At 72.8% G+C, this 22539-nt stretch carries 9 protein-coding genes; 5 read left to right on the forward strand and 4 right to left on the reverse strand.

The window, feature by feature from the left end; genetic code table 11:
- Positions 1-5: 5 nt before the first annotated feature.
- The 4 genes from ABT034_RS16510 to ABT034_RS16525 form a co-directional block, all read right to left on the reverse strand.
- Positions 6-215 (reverse strand): MbtH family protein, encoded by a 210-nt coding sequence (locus tag ABT034_RS16510; RefSeq protein ID WP_351215634.1) that lies wholly within the window; start codon positions 213-215, stop codon positions 6-8.
- Complete coding sequence (locus ABT034_RS16515; protein WP_351215636.1) at positions 212-14695, reverse strand: non-ribosomal peptide synthetase; 14484 nt, start codon at positions 14693-14695, stop codon at positions 212-214. Before ABT034_RS16515 ends, ABT034_RS16510 begins: the two co-directional genes overlap by 4 nt.
- Before the next feature lie 159 nt (positions 14696-14854).
- Positions 14855-15913, reverse strand: coding sequence for an iron-siderophore ABC transporter substrate-binding protein (locus ABT034_RS16520; protein WP_351215638.1), 1059 nt, complete (start codon positions 15911-15913; stop codon positions 14855-14857).
- A 105-nt stretch (positions 15914-16018) separates the two neighbouring features.
- Positions 16019-17398, reverse strand: coding sequence for a lysine N(6)-hydroxylase/L-ornithine N(5)-oxygenase family protein (locus ABT034_RS16525; RefSeq protein WP_351215640.1), 1380 nt, complete (start codon positions 17396-17398; stop codon positions 16019-16021).
- Between the two features lie 239 nt (positions 17399-17637).
- Here ABT034_RS16525 and ABT034_RS16530 point away from each other — a divergent pair, with 239 nt between their 5' ends.
- The 5 genes from ABT034_RS16530 (at position 17638) to ABT034_RS16550 (ending at position 22503) form a co-directional block, all read left to right on the forward strand.
- Positions 17638-18585, forward strand: coding sequence for a methionyl-tRNA formyltransferase (locus ABT034_RS16530; RefSeq protein ID WP_351215642.1), 948 nt, complete (start codon positions 17638-17640; stop codon positions 18583-18585).
- Positions 18586-18593: 8 nt separating this feature from the next.
- Positions 18594-19115 carry a MarR family winged helix-turn-helix transcriptional regulator gene (locus tag ABT034_RS16535; RefSeq protein WP_351215644.1) on the forward strand — a complete coding sequence of 174 codons (522 nt, stop codon included), beginning with the start codon at positions 18594-18596 and terminating at the stop codon, positions 19113-19115.
- Between the two features lie 177 nt (positions 19116-19292).
- Entirely contained in the window at positions 19293-20345 is a 1053-nt protein-coding gene (locus ABT034_RS16540) for an iron-siderophore ABC transporter substrate-binding protein (protein ID WP_351215646.1), read from the forward strand.
- 32 nt (positions 20346-20377) lie between these two features.
- Positions 20378-21412: a FecCD family ABC transporter permease gene (locus ABT034_RS16545; RefSeq protein WP_502972946.1), complete on the forward strand. Its 1035-nt coding sequence runs from the start codon at positions 20378-20380 to the stop codon at positions 21410-21412.
- On the forward strand, positions 21409-22503 hold the full coding sequence (locus ABT034_RS16550) for a FecCD family ABC transporter permease (RefSeq protein WP_351215648.1): 1095 nt from the start codon (positions 21409-21411) through the stop codon (positions 22501-22503). Before ABT034_RS16545 ends, ABT034_RS16550 begins: the two co-directional genes overlap by 4 nt.
- The last annotated feature ends 36 nt before the right edge of the window (positions 22504-22539 follow it).

A 22539-nucleotide genomic window follows, 5' to 3' on the forward strand; every position in this document is an offset into this window, starting at 1 on the left:
GTGGGTCAGTCCTGCGCCGCGATGAGGCTCGCCGGGCGCAGGTCCGTCCAGTGGGACTCCACATAGGCCAGGCAGCCCTCGCGGGTGTCCTCGCCGAACACGGTCCGCCAGCCGGCGGGGACCTCGGCGAAGGAGGGCCACAGCGAGTGCTGGTTCTCGTCGTTGACCAGAACCAGGAAGCGGCCCTGCGGGTCCTCGAACGGGTTGGTGCTCATGCGTTCTCACTCCTCTTGTGTGTCACGGGTGTCAGGTGTGTCGCGCCGAACAGCTGGGACAGGGGCTGTCCGGAGTCGGCTGTCACGGTGCGCAGCAGGGTCTGGAGTTCCTCGGCGAGCCCGCGGGCCCTCTCCGCGCCGAGCCGGTCCGTCGCGTGGGTCAGCGCGCAGTGCACGGGCCCGTCGCCACGGGGCTCATGGAAGCCGAGGGTCAGGTCCGCCCGCGTCGATCCGGTGGGCAGGGCCTGGAGCGCGCCCACACCGCCCTCGAGCCGCTCCAGGTCCGCCTGCTCGTGGTGGACGACCATCACCTGCGGGCCCTCCGGCCGCAGCCCGGCCGCCCGGACCACCTCGTCGAAGGGCACCTCCTGCCGGTCCAGTGCGCTCAGCGTGGTCTCCCGTACCCGGGTCAGGAGCTGGGCGAAGGTCGGGTCACCGGCGGTGTCGGTGCGCAGCAGGACCGTGTTGAGGAAGCAGCCGACGAGCTCGGTGAGCTGCTCGTCGTCGCGGCCGGCGACCATCGTGCCGATGGGCAGGTCGGTGCCGGCGCCATGGGCGGTGAGCAGCGCCGCGAAGGCCGCGTGCAGCACCATGAACATGCTGGTGCCGGTGGTGCGCGCCAGCCGGTCCACGTCGGCGTGGAGCTGCTCGTCGAGGACGAACTCGACGACTCCCGCGGCGCGGCGGCCGACTTGGGCGGCGACGGCCGCCCCGGCCTCCGCCGGCAGGGCGAGCTCGCGCGGCGCGTCCTTGAGCGTCCGCTGCCAGTAGGCGAGTTGGCGGCCGCCCCGGCTGTCGGGATCGGTGAGGTCGCCGAGGACCTCGCGCGCCCAGCGGGCGTAGTCGCTGTACGTGACCGGGAGCGCCGGCCAGTCGGGCGCCCGGCCGGCGGTGCGGGCGCCGTACGCCGTGGTGAGGTCGCGGAGCAGCGGGACCACCGACCACTCGTCGACCGCCAGGTAGTGCGGGGTGAGCAGGACCGCCTGGGCGCCGCCGGTGCCGGTGAGCAGCCGTGCCCTGAGGGGGGCCTCCGTCTCCAGGTCCGGTGCGGCGGCGGCGAGTTCGGCCAGACGGGCGTCCAGGTCCGCGACGCCGTCCTCCACGGTCAGGGCCGGGGCCGCGACGGTACGGCGGACCAGGTCCCCGTCGCGTTCGGCGAAGGCGGTGCGGAGGGGTTCGTGGCGGGTGGTCACGTCGTCGAGTGCCGCCGCGAGCGCGTCGGCGTCGAGGCCGCCGGGCGAGCGCAGGACCAGGGCGTGGTCGAAGCCGGGGCTCCGCCGGTACGCCTGCCACTGCCAGCCCTGGACCGGGGCCGCCGGCAGGTCGGCGCCGTCGACGGCCGGGCCTTCGGCGGCCGGTCGGTCGGCGGCCGGGTCGTCGGCGGCGCGCAGGGCCGGTCGCGCGGCGGAGGCGCTTTCCAGCTTGCCCGCGATGCCGGCGACGGTCAGTGCGTCGAAGACGTCGCGGATGCTCAGTTCGACACCGAACTCGGCGCGGATACGCCCCAGGAGCCGCATGGAGGCCATGGAGTGGCCGCCGAGGGCGAAGAAGCTGTCGTGCACGCCGACGCCGTCGAGTTTGAGGATCTCGCAGAACAGTTCGGCGATCCGTGCCTGGGTCTCCGTCGCGGGTCGTGCGTCGCCGGTCATGGCGGACCAGTCGGGCGCGGGCAGCGCCTTGTGGTCGAGCTTGCCGTTCGGGGTGAGCGGCAGGGGGCCGTCGAGCGGGACGATCAGGGCGGGGACCATGTACTCGGGGAGCAGCGCGGCGACGTGGGCGCGCAGCTCCTGCGGGTCGAGGCCCGGCTGCGGGCCTGCGCCCTTCCCCGTACCCGCGCCCGGCTCGGGTACCGCGTAACCGACGAGGCGGACGATGTCGCCGTCGCGGTCGGGCAGTACGGCGGCCTGCGCGACGGACGGGTGCCCGGCCAAGGCGGCCTCGATCTCGCCCAGTTCGATGCGGAAGCCGCGGATCTTCACCTGGGTGTCGACCCGGCCGAGGAAGTCGAGGTTCCCGTCGGCGCGCCAGCGGGCGCGGTCGCCGGTGCGGTACATGCGGCTGCCGGGTGCGCCGTACGGGTCGGCGACGAACCGCTGCGCGCTGAGCCCGGCCTGCCCGAGGTAGCCGCGGGCGAGGCCGCGCCCGGCCACGTACAGCTCGCCGACCACGCCGGGCGGCGCGGGGCGCAGGTGCTCGTCGAGGACGTAAGCGCGGGTGTTGGGGTCCGGGCGGCCGATCGGCACCCGGCCGGTGGCGCGGCCGCCGTGCTCGCGGGCCGGCCACAGGGTGGAGTTGACGGTCGCCTCGGTGAGTCCGTACGCGCAGATCAGGTCGGCCGTGGCGCCGAAGCGTTCGAAGAGGTCCGGCGGGACGGTCTCGGTGCCGACGAGGACGGTCGATCCCTCGGGCAGTCGGCAGTCGGCGGGCAGTGCCGACACCAGGGACGGCGGCAGGATCATGTGGGTGATCCGCTGGTCGGCGAGGAAGTCGGTGAGGGCCGGTCCGGCGACGCGGGCCTCGTCGGTGATGAGGACGAGCCGTCCGCCGTGGCAGAGCGCCATGGCGAGTTCGAAGACGAAGACGTCGAAGCCGATGGACGCGAACTGGAGGACGTGGCTGTCGTGTTGCAGGCCCATCCGGTCGACGGCGGTGGCGACGAGGCTGGCGATGCCCTCGTGGGGGACGACGACGCCCTTGGGGCGGCCGGTGGAGCCGGACGTGTAGATGACGTACGCGGCCTGGTCGAGCCCGGCCGGGCCGCCGGGCGGGGGCGTCCCGGGCAGTGCGTCGAGGGCGGCGGCCGTGTCGGGCGCGTCGAGCAGGAGCACCGGGACGCCGGGCACGTCCGGGATCTTGCCGGCGACGGGCTCGGTCCCGACGACGACGGCCGCGCCCGAGTTCTCGATCATGTAGCCGAGGCGGTCGCCCGGGTGGACGAGGTCGAGCGGAAGGAACGCGGCGCCCAGCTTCAGGGCGGCGAGGACCGTGGCGACCATGTCCACCGAGCGCGGCACGGCCACGCCGACGACGCTCTCGGCTCCTACACCGCGGGCGGCGAGCAGCCGGGCGAGGCGGTTGGCGCGGGCGTCGAGCTGGGCGTACGTCACCGAGCGGGAGCGGTCGACGACGGCGACCGCTTCGGGATGCTCGGCGACCCGGCGGGCGAAGAGCGCCGGCAGGGTCTCCTCGTCGACGTCGCGGGGCGGCCCGTTGAAGCCTTCGAGGACGAGCCGGTGTTCCGCGTCGGTGAGGATCACGGCCCGGGACAGCGGCTGATCGGGGGCCGCGACGAGGGCTTCGACGAGCCTGCGGAGGCGGTCGCCGATGTGCTCGGCGGTCTCCTGGTCGAAGAGTTCGGTGGAGAACTCCAGGCGGCAGCCGAGCGAGTCGCCCGAGCCGTCGGCGGTGGTGTGCTCGGTGAAGCTGAACACGAGGTCGAACTTGGCGGTGCCGATCCGGTGCGGCAGGAAGTCGGCCCGGAGTCCGGGCAGGCGCAGGGTGTCGTCCGTACGGGCGTGATGGCCGACCATGACCTGGAACAGCGGGTTCCGGGAGAGGGAGCGGGTCGGGTTGAGCTTCTCGACGACCGCCTCGAACGGCACGTCCGCGTGCGAGAAGGCGGCGAGGTCGGTCGCGCGGACCCGGGCGAGCAGCTCGGTGAAGCTGGGGTCGCCGCCGAGGTCGGTGCGGAGGACCAGGGTGTTGACGAAGAAACCGACGAGATCGTCCAGGGCTTCGTCACCGCGTCCGGCGATGGGCGCGCCGAGGGGGATGTCGGTGCCCGCGCCGAGGCGGTGGAGGAGGGCGGCGACGGCCGCGTGGACCACCATGAACATGCTGGCGCCGGTGTCCCGGGCGAGCCGCCTGAGGCCCTCGTGGACGGTGGGGTCGAAGACGATGTCGGTCTCGGCGCCGGTGAACGCCGGGCGGGCGGGCCGGGGCCGGTCGGTGGGCAGGTCGAGTTCCTCGGGGGCGCCGGCCAGGGCCGTCCGCCAGTGCTCCAGCTGCCGCGCGGCGAGGCTCGCCGCGTCGGCGGGGTCGCCGAGGAGCCGCTGCTGCCAGAGGGCGTAGTCGGCGTACTGGACGGGCAGCGGCTCCCAGGGGGGTGCGGCGCCGTCGAGTCGGGCCGTGTAGGCGGTGGTGAGGTCGCGCAGGAAGGGGCGGTCGGACCACTCGTCGGTGGTGATGTGGTGGAGCAGCAGCACGACGACGTGCTCGTCGGGCGCAACCTCCACGACGGTGGCGCGGATGGGCAGTTCGGCGGCGAGGTCGAAGGGCCGCCGGACGGCGGCGTCCACGATGCCGGGCACCTCGTCCTCGGTGGCGCGCAGGTGCTCCACGACCGGGGCGGCCGAGCCGGTGGGCAGGATCCGCTGGTACGCCTGCCCGTCGCGCTCGGTGAACAGCGTCCGCAGGGCCTCGTGGCGGTCGGTCACGTCGGCGAGGGCGGCCCGCCAGGCCTCCCCGTCGAAGGTGCCGCGCAGCCGCATGACCAGCGGGAAGTTGTACGCGGCGGAGGTGCACTCGATCTGCTGGATGACCCAGAGGCGCTGCTGGGCGTGGGAGAGCGGCAGCTCGTCGGGGCGTTCGGCCGCGACGAGCGGCGGGCGGGCGGAGCCGCGTGAGGCGGTCGCGCGTTCCACGAGTTCGGCGACGGTGGGCGCCTCGAACAGGTCGCGGATCGCGAGTTCGGCGTCGAGCGCGGTACGGGCCCGGCTGACGAGCCGGGTGGCGAGGAGCGAGTGGCCGCCGAGGTCGAAGAAGTCGCTGTCGATGCCGACGCTGCCCTCGGGCAGGCCGAGGACCTCCGCGAAGAGCCCGCACAGGGTCTCCTCCTGCGGGGTGCGGGGGGCGCGGCCCCCGCCCGTGCCGGTGAGGTCGGGGGCGGGCAGGGCCTTGACGTCGAGCTTGCCGTTGACGGTCAGGGGGAGGGTGGGGACGGTGACGAGGGCGGCCGGGACCATGTAGTCGGGCAGCAGGGACTTGAGGTGGTCGCGGAGACGCTGGACGAGTGCGTCGTCGGGCCGGTCGTCCTCGTCCCGAACGAGCGCGTCCTCCTCCCGTACGAGCGCGTCCTCTTCCGGTACGACGTAGCCGACCAGGCGCTTGGTGCCCGCGGTCTCGTGGACGACGACGGCCGCGTGGGCGACCTCGGGGTGCGCGGACAGGGCCGTGGAGATTTCGCCGAGTTCGATGCGGTAGCCGCGGATCTTGACCTGGTCGTCGGTGCGGCCGAGGAAGTCGAGGAGGCCGTCGGGGCGCTGCCGTACGAGGTCGCCGGTGCGGTACATGCGCTCGCCGGGCGCGCCGAACGGATCGGCCACGAAGCGTTCCGCGGTCGTCCCGGCCCGGTCGTGGTAGCCGCGGGCCAGGCCGGCGCCGGCGATGTACAGCTCGCCGGGGCAGCCGGGCGGGACGGGCCTCAGCATGGCGTCGAGGACATGGGCGCGGGTGTTGCGGATGGGCCTGCCGACGGTGGGTGTGGCGCTCTCGGTGGTGGAGCCGCCGAGCGTGTTGATCGTGTACTCGGTGGGGCCGTAGAGGTTGTAGCCGTACGTGCCCTCAGTGTCCCGCAGCTCGCTCCAGACCGTGTCGGAGACGGCCTCGCCGCCGAGGAGGACGAGGGCGGGCCGGTGCTTCCCGGCGGCCTCGTCCTGGTCGAGGAGGCCCTGCTCGATGAGGAGTTGGGCGTAGGTGGGCGTCACGTTGACGACGTCGACGCGGTGGGCGTCGCAGTAGGCGACGAGTGCTTCGGCGTCGCGGCGGAGGTCCTCGTCGCAGACGTGGACCTCATGGCCCTCGACGAGCCAGAGCAGTTCCTCCCACGACATGTCGAAGGCGAAGGAGACGGTGTGCGCGATGCGCAGACGCCGGCCGCCGGCGGAGGCGATCGCCGGGTCGAAGATCTCCTTCTGGTGGTTGAGCTGCATGTTCGTCAGTCCCCGGTAGGGGGTGACGACGCCCTTGGGGCGGCCGGTGGAGCCGGACGTGTAGATGACGTACGCCGGGAACTCCAGCCGGTCCGGCACTCCGTGGGCGAACGCGGGCCGTTCGGCGTCGCTGATCCCGTCGCCGGACAGCGCGGCGAGCTCGGCGAGCACGGCCGGGTCGTCGAGGAGGAGTTCGGGGGCGACGGGGTCGTCCTCGCGCCGCAGGGTGGGGGCGACGGCGGTCGTGGAGACGAGGCAGAGCGGTCCCGTGTCCTCGGCCATGAGCCGCAGCCGGTCGGCGGGGTGGTCGAGGTCGAGCGGCAGGTACGCGGCGCCGGTCCGCAGGACGGCGAAGAGGGCGGCGACCATGTCGATGGACCGGGGCAGCGCGAGTGCCACGACCTTCTCGGGTCCCGCGCCCCGGGCGAGCAGCAGCCGGGCGAGCCGGTTGACGTGCGCGTCGAGTTCGGCGTACGTGAGGGCCCGGTCACCGAAGACGAGGGCGACCGCGTCGGGGGTACGGGCGACCTGGGCGGTCAGCATGTCGGCGACGGTCTCGTCCGGCACCGGCTCGCGGGTGGCCTCACGGCCGGTGGCCAGGGCGGCGCGTTCGGCGGGGAGCAGCAGGTCGATGCCGGCGGTCCGGGCGGTGCCGGCGGCAGGTCCGTCGAGGGCTTCACCGAGTCGGTCGAGGACCGTGGCGAACCGGGTGAGGATCGTGGTGGCGGCCTCGGCGTCGAAGAGGTCGGGCCTGGCCGCCAGGGTGATCCGCAGCCGGGTTCCGGGCGTGGCGATGAGCGTGAGCGGGAAGTGGGTGCCGTCCACGTTGGTCACGCCGGTGATGCCGTGCCGCTCGCGGAGCGCCGCGGCCCGGTCCTCGCCGTCGGCCGAGCGGAGCACGAAGAGGGTGTCGAAGAGCCTGCGGTGGCCGGACTCCTGCTGGAGGGTGCCGAGGCCCACGTACTCGTACGGCATGACGGCCGCGCGCTCGGACTGCATCCGGCGCAGCAGGTCGAGCAGGGGCTCGTCGGGGGTGAGGGCGACCCGGGCGGGGATCGTGTTCAGGAACATGCCGATGATGCCGGCGACGTTAGGGACGTCCGCCGGGCGGCCCGCGACCGCCGTGCCGAACGCGACGTCACCACGGCCGGTCATCGCCGAGAGGACGAGGGCCCAGGCCGCGTTGAGGACGGTGTTCACGGTGAGGCCGTGCCGGCGGGCGGCCGCCCGCAGCCGGTCGCCGGCCTCCTGGCTGAGGAGGGCGTCGAAGTCCACCGGGATGACCGGGCCGGTGTCGCGGCCGGTCGGGGCGAGCAGCGTCGGCTCGTCGAAGCCGGCGAGCGCCGCGCGCCAGGCGTCGAGCGCGACGGCGGTGTCCTGTGCGTCCAGCCAGGCGAGGTGGTCGCGGTACGAGCCGGGCAGCGGGAGGCCGGTGGGGTCACCGGCCCGCTCGTACAGGGTGAACAGCTCCTCGAGGAACAGCCAGGCGGACCAGCCGTCCCAGAGGATGAGGTGGTGGGTGACGACGAGCCGGTCCCGGCCGTCGCCGAGCCGGATGAGGAGCAGGCGGCAGAGCGGCGCGGCGGACAGGTCGAAGCGCTGCCTGCGGTCGGCGGCGAGCAGCTCCTCGGTCCGGGCCCGCTGCTCGTCGGCGGGGAGACCGGACAGGTCGGCCTCGACGAGGGGGATCTCGGCGCCGTCGACGATGAACTGCACGGGGCGGGGCAGGCCGTCGCTGGTGAACCCGGCGCGCAGTCCGGTGTTGCGGTCGAGGAGGGTGCGGCAGGCGGCGCGCAGCCGGTCGGCGTCGATCCGGCGGTCGAGGTCCAGGGTCTCCTGCGACTGGTAGACGTCGAGTGCGTCGCCGGCGTCGTAGGTGGCGTGGAAGTACATGCCCTCCTGGAGCGGGGAGAGGGGCCAGATGTCCGCGACGGGGAGCCCCGCGGCGGCGTGGACCCGTGCGGTCTCCTCGGGGGTGAGGTCCGGCCCGCCCAGGGGGGCGGGGGCTTCGGGTGCCGGCTCCGGTGGCGGCGGCGCGGCGGCGGTCAGCTGGTCGAGCAGGGCCTTCAGGGCGGGGTCGACGGCGGCGCCCGACTGCTGCTGGAGCGCGAGGACGGCCTGGAGGGCGGCGGCGGCCTGCCCGGCGTCGGAGGCGGAGACGGTCACGCCTTCTGGGTGCACGGGTACCTCGGGGGTGTCGGACGGGTCGGGTGTACGGAGAGCGGCGGAGTCCCCGTCGGTGCGGCTCGCGGCGGCCGCGAGCGCGGCCGGGGTGCGGCACTCGAACACGTCGCGGGGGCTGAGCGTCAGCCCCTTCTCACGCGCGCGCGTGGCGACGGTGATCGAGCTGAGGCTGTCGCCGCCGAGCATGAAGAAGTCGTCGTCGACGCCCGTCCCCGGCACACCGAGGACATCGTCGAAGATCGCGCACAGGGCCTGCTCGCGCGCGTCGCGGGGCGCGCGGCCGCCGCCCGTCCGGGGGGCGGCCTCGGGGGCGGGCAGGGCGTTCTGGTCGAGCTTGCCGCTGGGGGTCAGCGGCAGTTCGGCGAGGACGACGACGGCACTCGGCACCATGGCGGCGGGCAGCGCTTCGGTGAGCGCGCTGTGCAGCATCTCGGTCGTGGGCGCGGCGCCGGGGGCGGGGGCGGCGTAGGCGACGAGGGCGCCCTCGCGGACGACGACGGCCGCGCGGGCCACGCCGGGGAGCGCGGCGAGGGCGGCCTCGATCTCACCCGGCTCCACGCGGTTGCCACGGATCTTGACCTGGCGGTCGGTGCGACCGAGGTACTCGACGGCACCGTCGGCGCGGCGGCGCACGAGGTCGCCGGTGCGGTACATCCGCTCCCCCGGTGCCCCGGACGGATCGGCCACGAACCGTTCGGCGGTCAGGCCCGGCCGGTCGTGGTAGGCGCGGGCCAGCTGGACGCCGGCGAGGTACAGCTCGCCCGGCACTCCGTCGGGTACGGGGCGGAGGAACGGGTCGAGGACGTGCAGCCGCGTGTTCCACACGGGTCGGCCGATCGGCACGGCCGGCTCGTCGCCGCCCTCGTACGGGAAGAACGTGACGTCGACGGCGGCCTCGGTGGGGCCGTACAGGTTGTGCAGCGGGACGGGGGTGCTCCGGGAGCGGGAGGTCAGCTCCCACCAGCGCCGGGCGTCGGCGCCGCCGAGCGCCTCGCCGCTGCAGAAGACCCGGCGGAGACCCGCCGCCCAGTCGGGGGCAGTGGCGTGTGCGGCCTCCATGACCTGGACGAACGCGGCCAGCATCGACGGCACGAAGTGCGCCGTGGTGATGCGCCGCTCTGCCATCAGACGGGCCAGATAGGCCGGGTCGCGGTGGCCGTCGGGGCGGGCGAGGACGACGGTCGCGCCCTCGGTCAGCGCCCAGAAGAACTCCCACACCGACACGTCGAAGCTGGACGGCGTCTTCTGGAGGACCCGGTCGTCGGCGGTCAGCCCGTACGCGCTCTGCATCCAGGCGAGCCGGTTCACGACGGCCCGGTGGGTGACGGCGACGCCCTTGGGGCGGCCCGTGGAGCCGGAGGTGTAGATGAGGTACGCGGGGTGGTCGGGGCGCGCAGCCCGTACGGGCGTGTCGGGAGCGGCGGTCTCGCGCTCCTCCCCATACTCCTCCGCGCCGACGAAGAGGTGCTCCAGGTCGGGTACGTCGGGCAGCCGCCCGGCGGCCTCGGCGGTCGTCACGACGAGGCGCGCGCCGGAGTCGGCGAGCATGAACGCCACCCGGTCGGCGGGGTAGTCGAGGTCGACCGGGAGGTAGGCGGCACCGGCCTTGAGGACTCCGAGCAGCGCCACCATCAGTTCGGCCGAACGCGGGATCGCGACGGCGACGTACTGCTCCGGGCCTGCGCCGCGTGCCCGGAGGCGGCGGGCCAGGGCCTCGGCCCTGCGGTCGAGTTCGGCGTAGTCGAGGGTCGTGTCCTCGAAGACGACGGCCGGGGCGCCGGGGGTACGGGCCACCCACGCGGCGAAGAGGGAGGCGAGGGTCGCGTCGGGAACCGGGTGCGCGGTGGCGTTGAGCTCGGCGAGGTGCTCACGCTCGCGGGCGGACAGCAGGTCGGTGCGGGCGACGGCGCGCTCGGGTTCGGCGACCACGGTCCGCAGCAGGGCCGTGAACCGGTGGGCGAGGACGGCGACCGTCACCTGGTCGAGGCGGGCCGCGTCGTGCTTGAACCGCAGCAGCAGACCGCTGTCGGCGGGCTCGACGACGAGCGCGAGCGGGTAGTGCACGGCGTCGAGGACCTCTGCGCCGGTGACGAGCGGATCGGCGGCGAGCGGATCGGCGGCGAGCGGATCGGCGGCGGACAGGTCGCCGGTCGGGTAGTTCTCGAAGACCACGAGGGTGTCGAAGAGTTCGCCGCCGCCCGCGATCCGCTGGATGTCGGCGAGTCCGAGGTGCTGGTGGTCGAGGAGGGCGGAGTGTTCGTCCTGGACACGGCGGAGGAGTGCGGTGAGCGTCTCCTCGGGGCACAGGGTGACCCGGGCGGGGACGGTGTTGATGAACAGGCCCACGGCGGAGTCCAGGCCGGGGACCTCCGTCGTCCGTCCGGACACGGTGGTGCCGAAGACGACGTCCCGACCACCGGTGAGGCCGCCGAGCAGCAGACCCCACAGGCCGTGGAAGACGCTGCTCAGCGTCAGACCGTGCGTCCTGGCATAGCCGGTCAGCGCCTCGGTGAGGTCGTGGGGCAGCCGGGTGTCGACGTGCTCGGGTCGGGCGGGTTCTTGGGGAGCCCCGTCCGTGGGGAGCATGGGGAGCCGGGTGGGGCCGGCGAGGCCGGCGAGCGCCTGCCGCCAGGCCTCGCGGGCGACGTCCCGGTCGCGGCCCGCCAACCAGGAGAGGTACGGCTCCGGGGCCGCCGGCTCGGGCAGTTCGGCGCCCCGGTAGGCGGCGGTCAACTCCCGCAGCAGGACGGAGACCGACCAGCCGTCGGCGACGATGTGGTGCAGGGTGAGCAGGAGCCGGTGGCGCTGTCCGTCCCTGATGAGGGTGGCGCGCAGGAGGGGCGGCCGGTCGAGGTCGAACGTTTCGGCACGGTCGGCGCGGAGGATGTCGTCCAGGGGGATCGTGGCGGTGTCGGCCTCCCGCCACGGGAGGTCGACGCGGTCGGCGAGCCGCTGGACGACGTCGCCGCCGGGCAGCTGGCGGAACGAGGCGCGAAGCAGCGGGTGGCGGTCGAGGAGCAGTTGGAGCGCGTCGCGGAGACGGTCCGGTGCGACGGGGCCGCCGAGGTCGAGGAGCTCCTGCACGAGGTAGAGGTCCGGGGACCGGTGGTCGTACTCCGCGTGGAAGAAGAAACCTTCCTGGAGCGGTGAGACGGGCAGCGCGTCCTGGTCGAGGTCCACCGTCCGCCGTGCCGGGGCGGCGGCGGACTCGCCGGCGGTCCTGGCGAGGGCGGCCACGGTCCGGTTCCGGAACACGTCACGCGGGGTGATCGCGAGTCCGGCCCGGCGGGCCCGGTTGACGAGCTGGATGGCGATGATGCTGTCGCCGCCCAGTTCGAAGAAGCTGTCGTGGACGCCGACCTTCGGCAGGCCGAGGACCTCGGCGAACAGTGCGGCGAGCTCGGTCTCGGCGGGGGTGCTCGGGGTGTCGGTTCCGGTCAGCGACGTCCAGCGGGGCTCGGGCAGGGCCTTGGTGTCGAGCTTGCCGTTGGGGGTCAGCGGCAGCGGACCGTCAAGCACGACGACCGCCGAGGGCACCATGTGGTCCGGCAGCGCGTCCGCCACGCGCGCGCGTGCGGCGGCTACGGCGTCGGCGCCGGGGGCGGTGTCGGGGTCGGCGGCGGTGTCGGGGTCGGCGGCGGTGTCGGCGCTCTCCGGCACGAGGTACGCGACGAGCCGCTTGACGCCCCGGTGGTCCTCGCGGGCGAGGACGGCGGCCTGGGCGATGCCCGGGCAGCCCATGAAGGCGCTCTCGATCTCGCCCGGCTCGACGCGGTGGCCGCGGATCTTGATCTGGCCGTCGGCGCGTCCGAGGAACTCCAGGTTGCCGTCGGCGGCCCAGCGGACCCGGTCGCCGGTCCGGTACATCCGGGTGCCGGGAGCGCCGTACGGGTCGGCGACGAAGCGCTCCGAGGTCAGCCCCTCGCGGCCCAGGTAGCCGCGTGCGAGGCCGCGCCCGGCGACGTACAGCTCGCCCTCCGTACCGACGGGGACGGGCCGGAGCGCCGTGTCGAGCACGTAGGCGCGGGTGTTGGGGTCGGGTCGTCCGATGGGCGCGGGGCCGGGCCGGTCGGGGTCGGCGATCCACAGCGTGGAGTTGACGGTGGCCTCGGTGAGGCCGTACGCGACGACGACCCGGAGCCGTCCGTCCCAGCGGGCGATCAGTTCGCCGGGGACCGCTTCGGTGCCGACGACGAGCACCGCGCCCTGCGGGAGTTCGCATTCCTGGGGCAGCGCGGAGACGAGCGAGGGCGGCAGGATCATGTGGGTGGCGCGGTGGCGCGCGATGTACTCGGTGAGCGCGGGGCCCGCGACGCGGCGTTCGGCGGGGACGACGATGATCCGTCCGCCGACGCACAGCGACATGATCAGGTCCCACACGGTCACGTCGAAGCCGACGGAGGCGAACTGCACGACCCGGCTCTCGGCGGTGATGCCGATGCGGTCGGTGGCGGTGGCGATGAGGCTGCCGACGCCGTCGTGCGGGACGACGACGCCCTTGGGGCGGCCCGTCGAGCCGGAGGTGTAGATGACGTACGCGGCCTGGTCGAGGCCGACCGGCGGCAGCGGCTCGGGGTCGGCCGGGGCGGCGAGGGCGTCCACGGTGGCCGGGTCGTCGAGCAGCAGCGCGGTGGTGTCGGCGGACTCCGGGAGCCCTCCGGCGAGCTCGCGCACGGTGACGACGGTCCGTGCCCCGGCGTCGGCCAGCATGTAGGCGATGCGGTCCTGGGGGTGGTCCGCGTCCAGCGGCAGGTAGGCGGCGCCCGCCTTCATCACGGCGAGCAGGGCGACGACGAGTTCCGGTGAGCGGGGCAGGGCCACGCCCACCACGTCCTCGGCCCCGACGCCCCGGGAGCGGAGCAGGCGGGCGAGCCGGTCGGCGGCTTCGTCGAGTGCGGCGTACGTGAGTTCCCGGTCCTCGCAGACGAGCGCGACGGCCTCGGGGGTGCGGCGGACCTGGCGCTCGAAGGCCCCCGGCCAGGACAGCTCGGGCGCCTCGCGCGGTGCGGTGCCGAACTGGTCGAGCAGCACGGCGCGTTCGGGCCCGGAGGTGAGCTCGATGCGGCCCACGGGGCGGTCGAGGTCCTCGGTGAGGGCGCCCAGCACGGCGAGGAAGTGGCGCTCGTGGTCCGCGAGCGCGGCCGCGTCGCAGACGTCGGCGTCCGCGTCGAGATGGACGGTGAGGCCCTGGCCGCCGGGACCCTCGGCGAAGCTGAACGCGAGGTCGCTGACGGGTCCGAGCCATTCCGGGCGCAGTTCGGCCTCGTGGCCGTCGAAGCGCAGGGTGCCGGTGCGGGGCAGGATGTTGACGGTGGGGCCGACGAGTTCCGGTACGCCGTCGGCCAGGCCGAGTTCCCTGGCGAGTTCCTCGGCGCGGTACCGGCCGTGGGCGACGGCGTCGGCGGCGGTGTCGCGCACCTGGGCGACGAGCGCGGCGCCCGTGGTGCCGGGTCGGACGGTGAGGCGCAGCGGGACGATGTTGGAGACCATGCCGGGGATGTCCGCGGAGGCCTTGTCGTCGCGGGCGGCGACCGCGAGGCCGAGGACGAGGTCCTGTTCGCCGCGGGCGCGGTGCAGATGGGCGGCGACGGCGGCGAGCAGGATCCGGGACGGCCGTACACCCGCGCGTCCGGCGGCGGCGTCGAGGCGCCGCAAGGTCTCCGGGGTCAGCTCGGCGGTGCGCCTGAGACGGCGGGTCATGGGGGCGGCGGCCCGCTCGACGAGCCGTACGGGTTCGGTACGGCCTGCCATGCGTTCCAGCCACCAGGCGCGGTCGGCGGCGTGCCGCTCGGAGGCGCGGTACTCGTGGTCGGCGGCGACGAGACGGGAGAGGGGCCGGTCGTGGGGCGCGGGAGCCCGGTCCTGGGAGCCCGCGGCCGTGTAGAGCTCGCCGGCGCGCCGGGTGATCAGGGCGACGCCCGCGCCGTCGATCACGATGTGGTGGTACCGCTGGCACCACAGGACCCGGTCGTCGGCGAGCCGCAGCAAGGCGTGCGCGAAGAGGGGGTCCCGGGCCGGGTCGACGGGCCGGTCGCGGTCGGCGGCGATCCACGCGGCGGCGGCCTCATCGGGGTCGGCGGCGGCGCGCAGGTCGACGACGGGGAGGTCGAAGGCGGCGGTACGGGGGGTCTGGCGCGGCCCGTCGTCCCCGGCGGTGACACGCACATGGAGGCACTCGGCCTCTTCCAGGGCGCGGCGGACGCCGGCGGTGAGGCGGTGGAGGTCGACGGCGCCGCGGAGGTGGAGCGCGAACACGATGTTGTAGGCGGAGCTGTCCGGGTCGATCTGCTGGGCCAGCCAGATGCCGGATTGCCCGCCGGTGACGGGGAGGCCGGAGGTGTTCCGGTCCGACTCGACGTCAAACATCGTACGAAGTGGCCTTTCCCTGGGGGTGCGTGGCGAAGACGGCCCTCATGACGCCGACGGCGTGGCGAGGTTCCGCCACGCCGTCGGTCGGGTCAGCTCCAGGCTGGGGGTACGTCAGCTGGTGGTACGTCGGCTAGCCGGTACAGCTGGCAGGCGGCGTCACTTGACGGCTGTCAGCAGCGGCACGATCTCGTCGATGGCGTACGGGATCGACAGGACGGTGTTGAAGGAGAACGCGGCGCCGATGTCCGGGTCCTGGTAGGGCACGAACAGGTCGCGCTTCTCCTGGTTGACCTTCAGCTTCTTGTAGAGCGGCTCGGCCTTGATGCGGTCGTTGGCCTCGGTGCTGGACGTCACCCAGACGAGCCGGTCGACGTCGAGGACGTTCAGCTTCTCGGCGCTGAGTTCGGCGACGTTCCAGCCCGGCTTGGCCAGGGTGTCGATCTCCGGCTTCAGCTTGAAGCCGAGCTCGGAGAAGAAGATCGACTTGGGATCGGTCTTGGTGAACGCCGAGTACTTGCCGGCCTCGAAGCTGTCGGCGACGGCGAGGGTCTTGGTGGCGAACTCGGGGTGCTTCTCGCGGACGGCCTTGAACCGGGCGTCGATGTCCGTGATCAGCTTGCCGGCCTCGGCGTCCTTGCCGAGCGCCTTGCCGATCTGCTGGGTCATCAGCTGCCACGGGGCCCCGTAGTCGGGGTGGTCCTTGGGCTGGGCGACGACCTTGGTGAACTTGGAGAGCGTGTCGTACTGCTCCTTCTTCATCCCCGAGTACTGGGCGATGACGAGGTCGGGCTTGAGGGCCGCGATCCTCTCGATGTTGTACTCGTCGCGCTCCCCGACGATCTGGGGCTGGGTGGAGCCCCACTTGTCCTTGGTCCAGGGCCACTTGCCGTACGGCTTCTCCTTGAACCAGTCGACCGCGCCGGCCGGCGTGAAGCCGAGCGCGAGCACCGCGTCCTGGTCGGAGAGGCCGAGCGTGACGATCGTCTTCGGCTCCTTGTCGATCGTCGTGGAACCGTACTTGTGCTCGACGGTGACGGGGAACGCGGCGGGCTTGTCGCCCCCGTCGGCCGAAGCCGAGGTGGTGGCGGACGGCGACTCGGACTTCTCGGCCCCACCACCGCAGGCGGCGAGGGCGAGTGCCGCCACCGCGAGGACAGCCACACGGGGGGCGGATCTGGCGAACCGCGCCAGAGCGGGACGTGCACCAGCGGACACGGACGTTCCTTTCGGGGATTCACAGTGCGAGCCACGTCCGCCGGGTGCGAGGGGCCGCCCGGCGGTGAGTGGCGTTGTTGCGTGGGGGGTGGAGCGGGGGTGGCGCTATCGCGCCGTACCGACGCCGTCGGCCATCGGCCGCACCTCGTCGGCGGCGTCATGGGAGGCGGTGGCGGCCGAGACCGAGGCGGGGCCGCGGTCGAGGACCGAGGAGAGGATCTCGCCGACCCTGATCGCGGTGTTGGAGAGCAGCGACGACGTGATGCCGTGGGTGTGCTCCGTACCGCCCTGGAGGTAGATGCCGCAGCGCAGTTCGGGGTCGGTGGCGAGCCGGTAGTCCCGTTCGACCCGGACCCGGCCCTGGTCGTCGCGGTGGCAGCGGTCGGCGACCGGGCCGAGCAGACCGAGGGGTTCGGCGGGGCTGTATCCGGTGGCGTAGACGACGACGTCGGCGTCGAGCGCGGTCTCCTCGCCGGTGACGAGCGAGGTGACGAAGGCGCGGACCTTGTCCGGGCCGTCCTCGACGCCGGTGAGCCGGGAGATGTTGAGGAAGCGCAGCCGCTCGGTGCCGAGGACCTTCTCCTGGTACGCCTGGCGGTACAGGTCGTCGATGAGGTCGATGTCGACCACGGAGTAGTTGGTGTTCCCGTGGTAGTCCATCAGTTTGCGCTTGATGTCGTCGGGGGCCGTGAAGTACTCGTCGACGGCGTCCGGGTCGAAGATCCGGTTGGCGAAGGCGCTGTCGTCGGCGGGGCTGTACCCGTAACGGGAGAAGACGGCGCAGATCTCGGCCTCGGGGAAACGCCGGTGCAGATAGGCCACGTTCTCGGCGGCGCTCTGTCCGGCGCCCACGACGACGAACCGCTCGGGCGAAGTGCCTTCCAGGCTTTCCACCTTGGCGAGGAGGTCGGAGTTGTGCCAGACGCGGTCGCTCCGCTCGACGCCTTCCGGCATGCGGGGGCGGAGTCCCGTACCGAGGACGAGGTTCCGGGCGCGGTGGACGACCAGTTCGGAGCCGGAGCGGGCGGTCACGTCGAGGTACTCGACGACGCCGTCCCGCTCGACCGGCTCGACGGAGATGATCTCGTGGCCGTAGGAGACCATGTCGTCGACCTTGGACGCGGCCCACTCGAAGTAGTCGTGGAACTCGACGCGCAGCGGGAAGAGGTTCTTGTGGTTGACGAAGTCGATCAGCCGGCCCTTGCTCTGCAGGTAGCAGAGGAAGCTGTATTCGCTGGTCGGGTTGCGCAGTGTCACCAGGTCCTTGAGGAAGGACACCTGCATGGTCGCGTCGTCGATCAGCATGCCGCGGTGCCAGCCGAATCGGGGCTGGCGCTCGAAGAAGTGGGCGGTGACCGCTTCCTGCCTTCCGACGCGTGCGTTGTGCTCGCTGAGCGCTATCGCCATCGCCACGTTGGACGGCCCGAAGCCGATGCCAATGAGGTCGTGGACCAGAGGTGCGTCACCAGGCGGAACCTGCGACATGTCACTCCCATCGTGCGGGAAAGAGGCTGAGGGGGACGGGGCGTCAGACATGCCGGTGTGTCGGCACGCCGAGCTGAACTTAGGTAAAGCTAACCTGATCTGACAGTGCTGTCGATGGGTCAAAACGGGCAAGACGAAAATGGATCTTCTCAATGACCGTATGAATCAAGCCAGTTGCACCCTTAGGTAAGCCTTGCTTTACTTGCTGACGGTCAATCGCTCTTCCGAGGAGGAACCCGATGCGGGTCGTCATGTTCGGCTATCAGACCTGGGGCCATCGCACCCTCCAAGCGCTCCTGGACTCCGAACACGACGTGGTGCTCGTCGTGACGCACCCCAAGAGCGAGCACGCCTACGAGAAGATCTGGAGCGACTCCGTCGCCGACCTCGCGGCGGAGCACGGAGTCCCGGTCGTCATCCGCAACAGGCCTGACGACGAGGAGCTGTTCGCGCGGCTCAAGGAGGCCGACCCGGACATCATCGTCGCGAACAACTGGCGTACGTGGATCCCGCCGCACATCTACACGCTGCCGCGCCACGGCACCCTGAACATCCACGACTCGCTGCTGCCCAAGTACGCCGGCTTCTCCCCGCTGATCTGGGCGCTGATCAACGGCGAACCCGAAGTCGGCGTCACCGCCCACATGATGGACGAGGTGCTCGACGCCGGCGACATCGTCCAGCAGCGCGCGGTCCCCGTCGGACCGAAGGACACGACGACCGAACTGTTCCACAAGACGGTCGACCTCATCGCCCCGGTCACCATCGCCGCCCTCGACCAGATCGCCTCCGGGCAGGCCGAGTTCACCCCTCAGGACCGGTCCCAGGCCAGTTTCTTCCACAAGCGGGCCGACGAGGACATCCGGATCGACTGGAACTGGCCCGCCGAGGACCTGGAGCGCCTGGTCCGCGCCCAGTCCGCGCCCTACCCCAGCGCCTTCACCTTCCACCGGGGCAAGCGCCTCGAAGTCCTCTCCGCCGTGGTCTCCGAGGGGCGTTACGGCGGCACCCCCGGCCGTGTCTTCTATCGCGAGGGCGACGGCGTCGTGATCGTCGCCGGGGCCGACGCGCGCACCGGCCGCAACCACGGCCTGGCCATCACCCGCGTCCGGACGGAGGACGGCCGCGAGCTGCCCGCGACCGAGTACTTCACCTCCATGGGCGGCTACCTCACCAGCCGCGCCTGACGACCGGGGTGAGTACGGATCCGGCCGCCCGCGACACCATCCCGCCCTCGCGGACCGTGACGCCACCCAGCGTCCTGGAGCTGAACGCGTACCTGATGTACGCCGTCGGGCGGGCCGCGCGCCGGAGGTTGGCGGAGCGCCTCGAAGCGCGGGGGTTACGGCTGTGGCACCTCACCGTGATGGCGCTGCTCGCCGATCTCGGCCCGCAGATGAAGACGGTGCTCGCCACCCGGCTCGCCATGAACGCCAGCGACCTGGGGAAGATCGTCAACGATCTGGTCCGCGTCGGGGAGGCGGCCTGCGTCCGGGATCCCGCGGACCGGCGGCGTGTGGTCGTACGGCTCACTCCGGCGGGCGAGGAGTCCCTGCGGAGCCTCAGCGCGGAGATAGCGTCCACGGACGACGAGATCCTGGCGCCGCTCGACACCGGGGAGCGCGCACAACTGGCTGCTCTGCTGCGCCGCGTCCACAGCCATGTCGAACCGGCGGCGGCCGTCCCGGCACGGGAGCGCCCGGGACCGCCGGCCTGATCGGGGCGGGCGGCCCCGGTCGCCCGCCCCGCCGCTCGCATCGGAACCCCCTGGCACTCACGCCCGGACAGTAATAGGTTAGGCTCACCTAACAAGAGCCGCGATGGCCGCTGCCCCCGCAGGGGGCCGGTCTTGTCGGGGGCTCCGCACATCCCTGCCCGGAGACAAGGATCCACCATGCCTTCTGTGTTCACCCCCCTTCACCGTCGCGTCCTCGCGGCGGGCGCCGCCGCGGTCTCGCTCGGCCTCATGGTGACCGGGTGCGGCTCGGACGAGAAGAAAGACGACGCGGCGGGGTCGGCGGACAAGGCCGCGGCGGGTGCCTTCCCCGTCACCATCAAGAGCGCCCTCGGCGAGGCCGTCATCAAGGACAAGCCGAAGCGCGTGGTGACCCTCGGTCAGGGCTCCACGGAGACCGCCATCGCCCTCGGCAACGTCCCGGTCGGCATGGAGAGCTACCCCTGGGGCAGCGACAAGACCGGTTACCTGCCCTGGGTCCACGAAGCGGTGACGAAGTCCGGCGGCACGCTCCCCAAGCAGTTCAACGGTGGTGAGGAGCTCGACATCGAGGCCATCACCGAGCTCGAGCCCGACGTCATCCTCGCCCCGTGGTCCGGCATCACGCAGAAGCAGTACGACATCCTCAAGGACATCGCGCCCACCGTCGCCTACCCCGACAAGGCGTGGAGCACGAACTGGGACCAGCAGATCGAGATCATCGCCAAGGCGCTCGGTCAGCCGGAGAAGGCGAAGGAGCTGACGTCGAAGATCGACAAGCAGCTGACCGACGCCGCCGCCACCCGCCCGAACTACAAGAACGTCACGTTCTCGTACATCTACAACACCGGCCCCGGCACCCTCGGCATCTTCAAGCCCGAGGAGCAGCGCGTGTCCATGGTGTCCAAGCTGGGCCTGAAGGTCGACCCGGTCGTGAACTCCTTCAAGGAGACCGACGGCACCGACTCCGCCCTCATCGGCCTGGAGAACGCCAACAAGCTGGCCAAGAGCGACATCGCCTTCACCTTCTACATGGACGACAAGTCCCGCAAGGAGGTCGAGGCCCAGCCCCTGTACGCGGCCATCCCGGCCGTGAAGAAGGGCGCGCTCGTCTACAGCCACGACCAGCCGTTCGTCACCGCGTCGTCGATGATCAACCCGCTGACGGTGCCGTACAGCATCGAGCGCTACCTCCCGATGATCGACAAGGCCGTCGCCAAGGCCGGGAAGTAACCAAGGCCGGGACGTAGTAACGGATCCGCAGCGTGACCACTCTCTCCCGGATCGGCCAGGGCCCCGCCGTCGTACGGCGGGGCCTTGCCCGGCATGTCATGGCCGCCGCCCTGTGCCTGGTCCTGCTCGCGTCGGCGCTCCTCGCCAGCGTGATGTTCGGCAGCAAGCCGACGTCCGCCGGCGACGTCCTGGGCGTGCTCACCGGTGACATCGACGGCTACACCCGTACCGTCGTCGAGAGCCGCTACCCGCGCACCGCGCTCGGTGTGCTCGCGGGGCTCTGCCTCGCCGTCGCCGGCACCCTGATGCAGGGCATCACCCGCAATCCGCTCGCCGAGCCGGGACTTCTCGGCATCAACGCGGGCGCGTCCGCGAGCATCGTCGCCGCGACCGCGTTCCTCGGCGCCGCCGGACAGCGGGAGACCATCTGGTGGGCCCTCCTCGGCGCCCTCCTGACCGGTGTCGTCGTCCACGTCGTCGGCACCGCCGGCGGTGGCGGCGGACCGGTCCGCCTGGTCCTCGCCGGCGCGGTGCTCTCCGCCGTCCTCGCCGCGTTCATCCAGGCCGTCGCCCTGTCCAACCCCCGGGTCTTCGACACCTACCGCTACTGGGTGGTGGGCGCGCTCGGCGGGCGCGGCTTCGACGCCTTCTGGGCGGTCCTGCCGTTCGCCGCGGCCGGTCTGCTGCTCGCCCTGCTGCTTGCGCCGGGGCTCAACGCCATGGCGATGGGCGACGACAAGGCCGCCTCGCTCGGCATCAGTCCGGCCCGCGTCAAGGGGGCGGGGCTCCTCGCCGCGACCCTGCTCGCCGCCGCCGCGACGGCGGCCGTCGGGCCCATCGCCTTCGTCGGCCTCGCCGTCCCGCACGTGGTGCGGGTCCTCGTGGGGGCGGACTTCCGGGCCCAGATCCTGTTCACCTGCCTCGCGGGGCCCACGCTGCTGCTCTTCGCCGACGTCATCGGCCGGATCGTGCTGCGCCCGCAGGAGCTGATGGTCGGAGTGGTCACCGCCTTCGTCGGTGCCCCCGCCCTGCTCTTCGCCGTTCGACGTATGAGGGGAGCGGCATGACGACCGCCGACCGGACCGCCGTCCAGGACCGTTCCGTGACGGCGAAGCGGGCGGTACGGCCCGCGGGGCGCGGTGTGCTGCGGATCGGCCCCTGGGTCGCCCTCCCCGTGCGCCGCGCCTCCGTGATCGCCGCCGTGGTGACGCTGCTTCTGCTCTGCGGGGCGGCCGTCGCGACCCTGTCGATGGGCAGGCTCGGCATCGCCCTGCCCGACCTGCCCTCGGCCCTCGCCGGTGAGGCCACGGGGAAGAACGCCTTCGTCCTCAACAGGCTGCGCGGCCCGCGGCTCACGGTGGCCATCGCCACCGGCGCGGCCTTCGGCCTGTCCGGGGCCCTCTTCCAGTCCGTCACCCGCAACCCGCTGGGCAGCCCGGACGTGATCGGGCTCGGCGCCGGCGCCGGGGCGGGAGCCGCGGCCGCCGCCCTGTTCCTGCCCGACGTCATGCCGGTGGCCGTCGGGGCCCTGCTCGGCGCGGTCCTCGCCATGCTGGTCGTGTTCCTCGCCACCGGCACCGGCTTCCGCAGCCCGGGACGGCTCGTGGTCGCCGGCATCGGTGTCGCCGCGATGGCGACCGCGCTGACCCAGTACGTGGTGTACGCCGTGGAGCGCGACAAGGCCGGCGCGCTGACCGCCTACATCAACGGCAGCCTCGCCGCCCGCTCCTGGGACGACGCGACGACCATCTGGACGGTACTGCTCCTCTCCCTGCCGTTCGCGGCGCTCCTCGCGCGGCCGCTGAGCGTCGGCGAGATGGGGGACGACCTCGCCACCGGACTCGGTGCCCGCCCCGGCCGGACCGCGACCCTGTCGGTCGTCCTGTCGATCGTCCTCTCGGCGGGGGCGGTCAGCGTGGCCGGACCCATCGCGTTCGTCTCCCTGACCGCGCCGCAGATCGCCAAGCGCGTCACCCGCAGCGGCGGTCCGCACCTGGTCATGTCGACCCTGCTCGGAGCCCTGCTGCTCGTGCTCGCCGACCTCACGGCGCAGCAGCTGCCGCTCTTCGACGACCTGCCGGTCGGCCTGTACACGATGGCCGTCGGCGGCGCGTACCTCGGGTATTTGCTGCTCCGCGAGTGGAAGCGCCCCGTTTGACCGGTCAACCGGGCGCCGACCGAAGCCCGTTGGACG

The organism is Streptomyces sp. NPDC002773, assembly GCF_040295605.1.
Classification (GTDB): Bacteria; Actinomycetota; Actinomycetes; order Streptomycetales; family Streptomycetaceae; genus Streptomyces.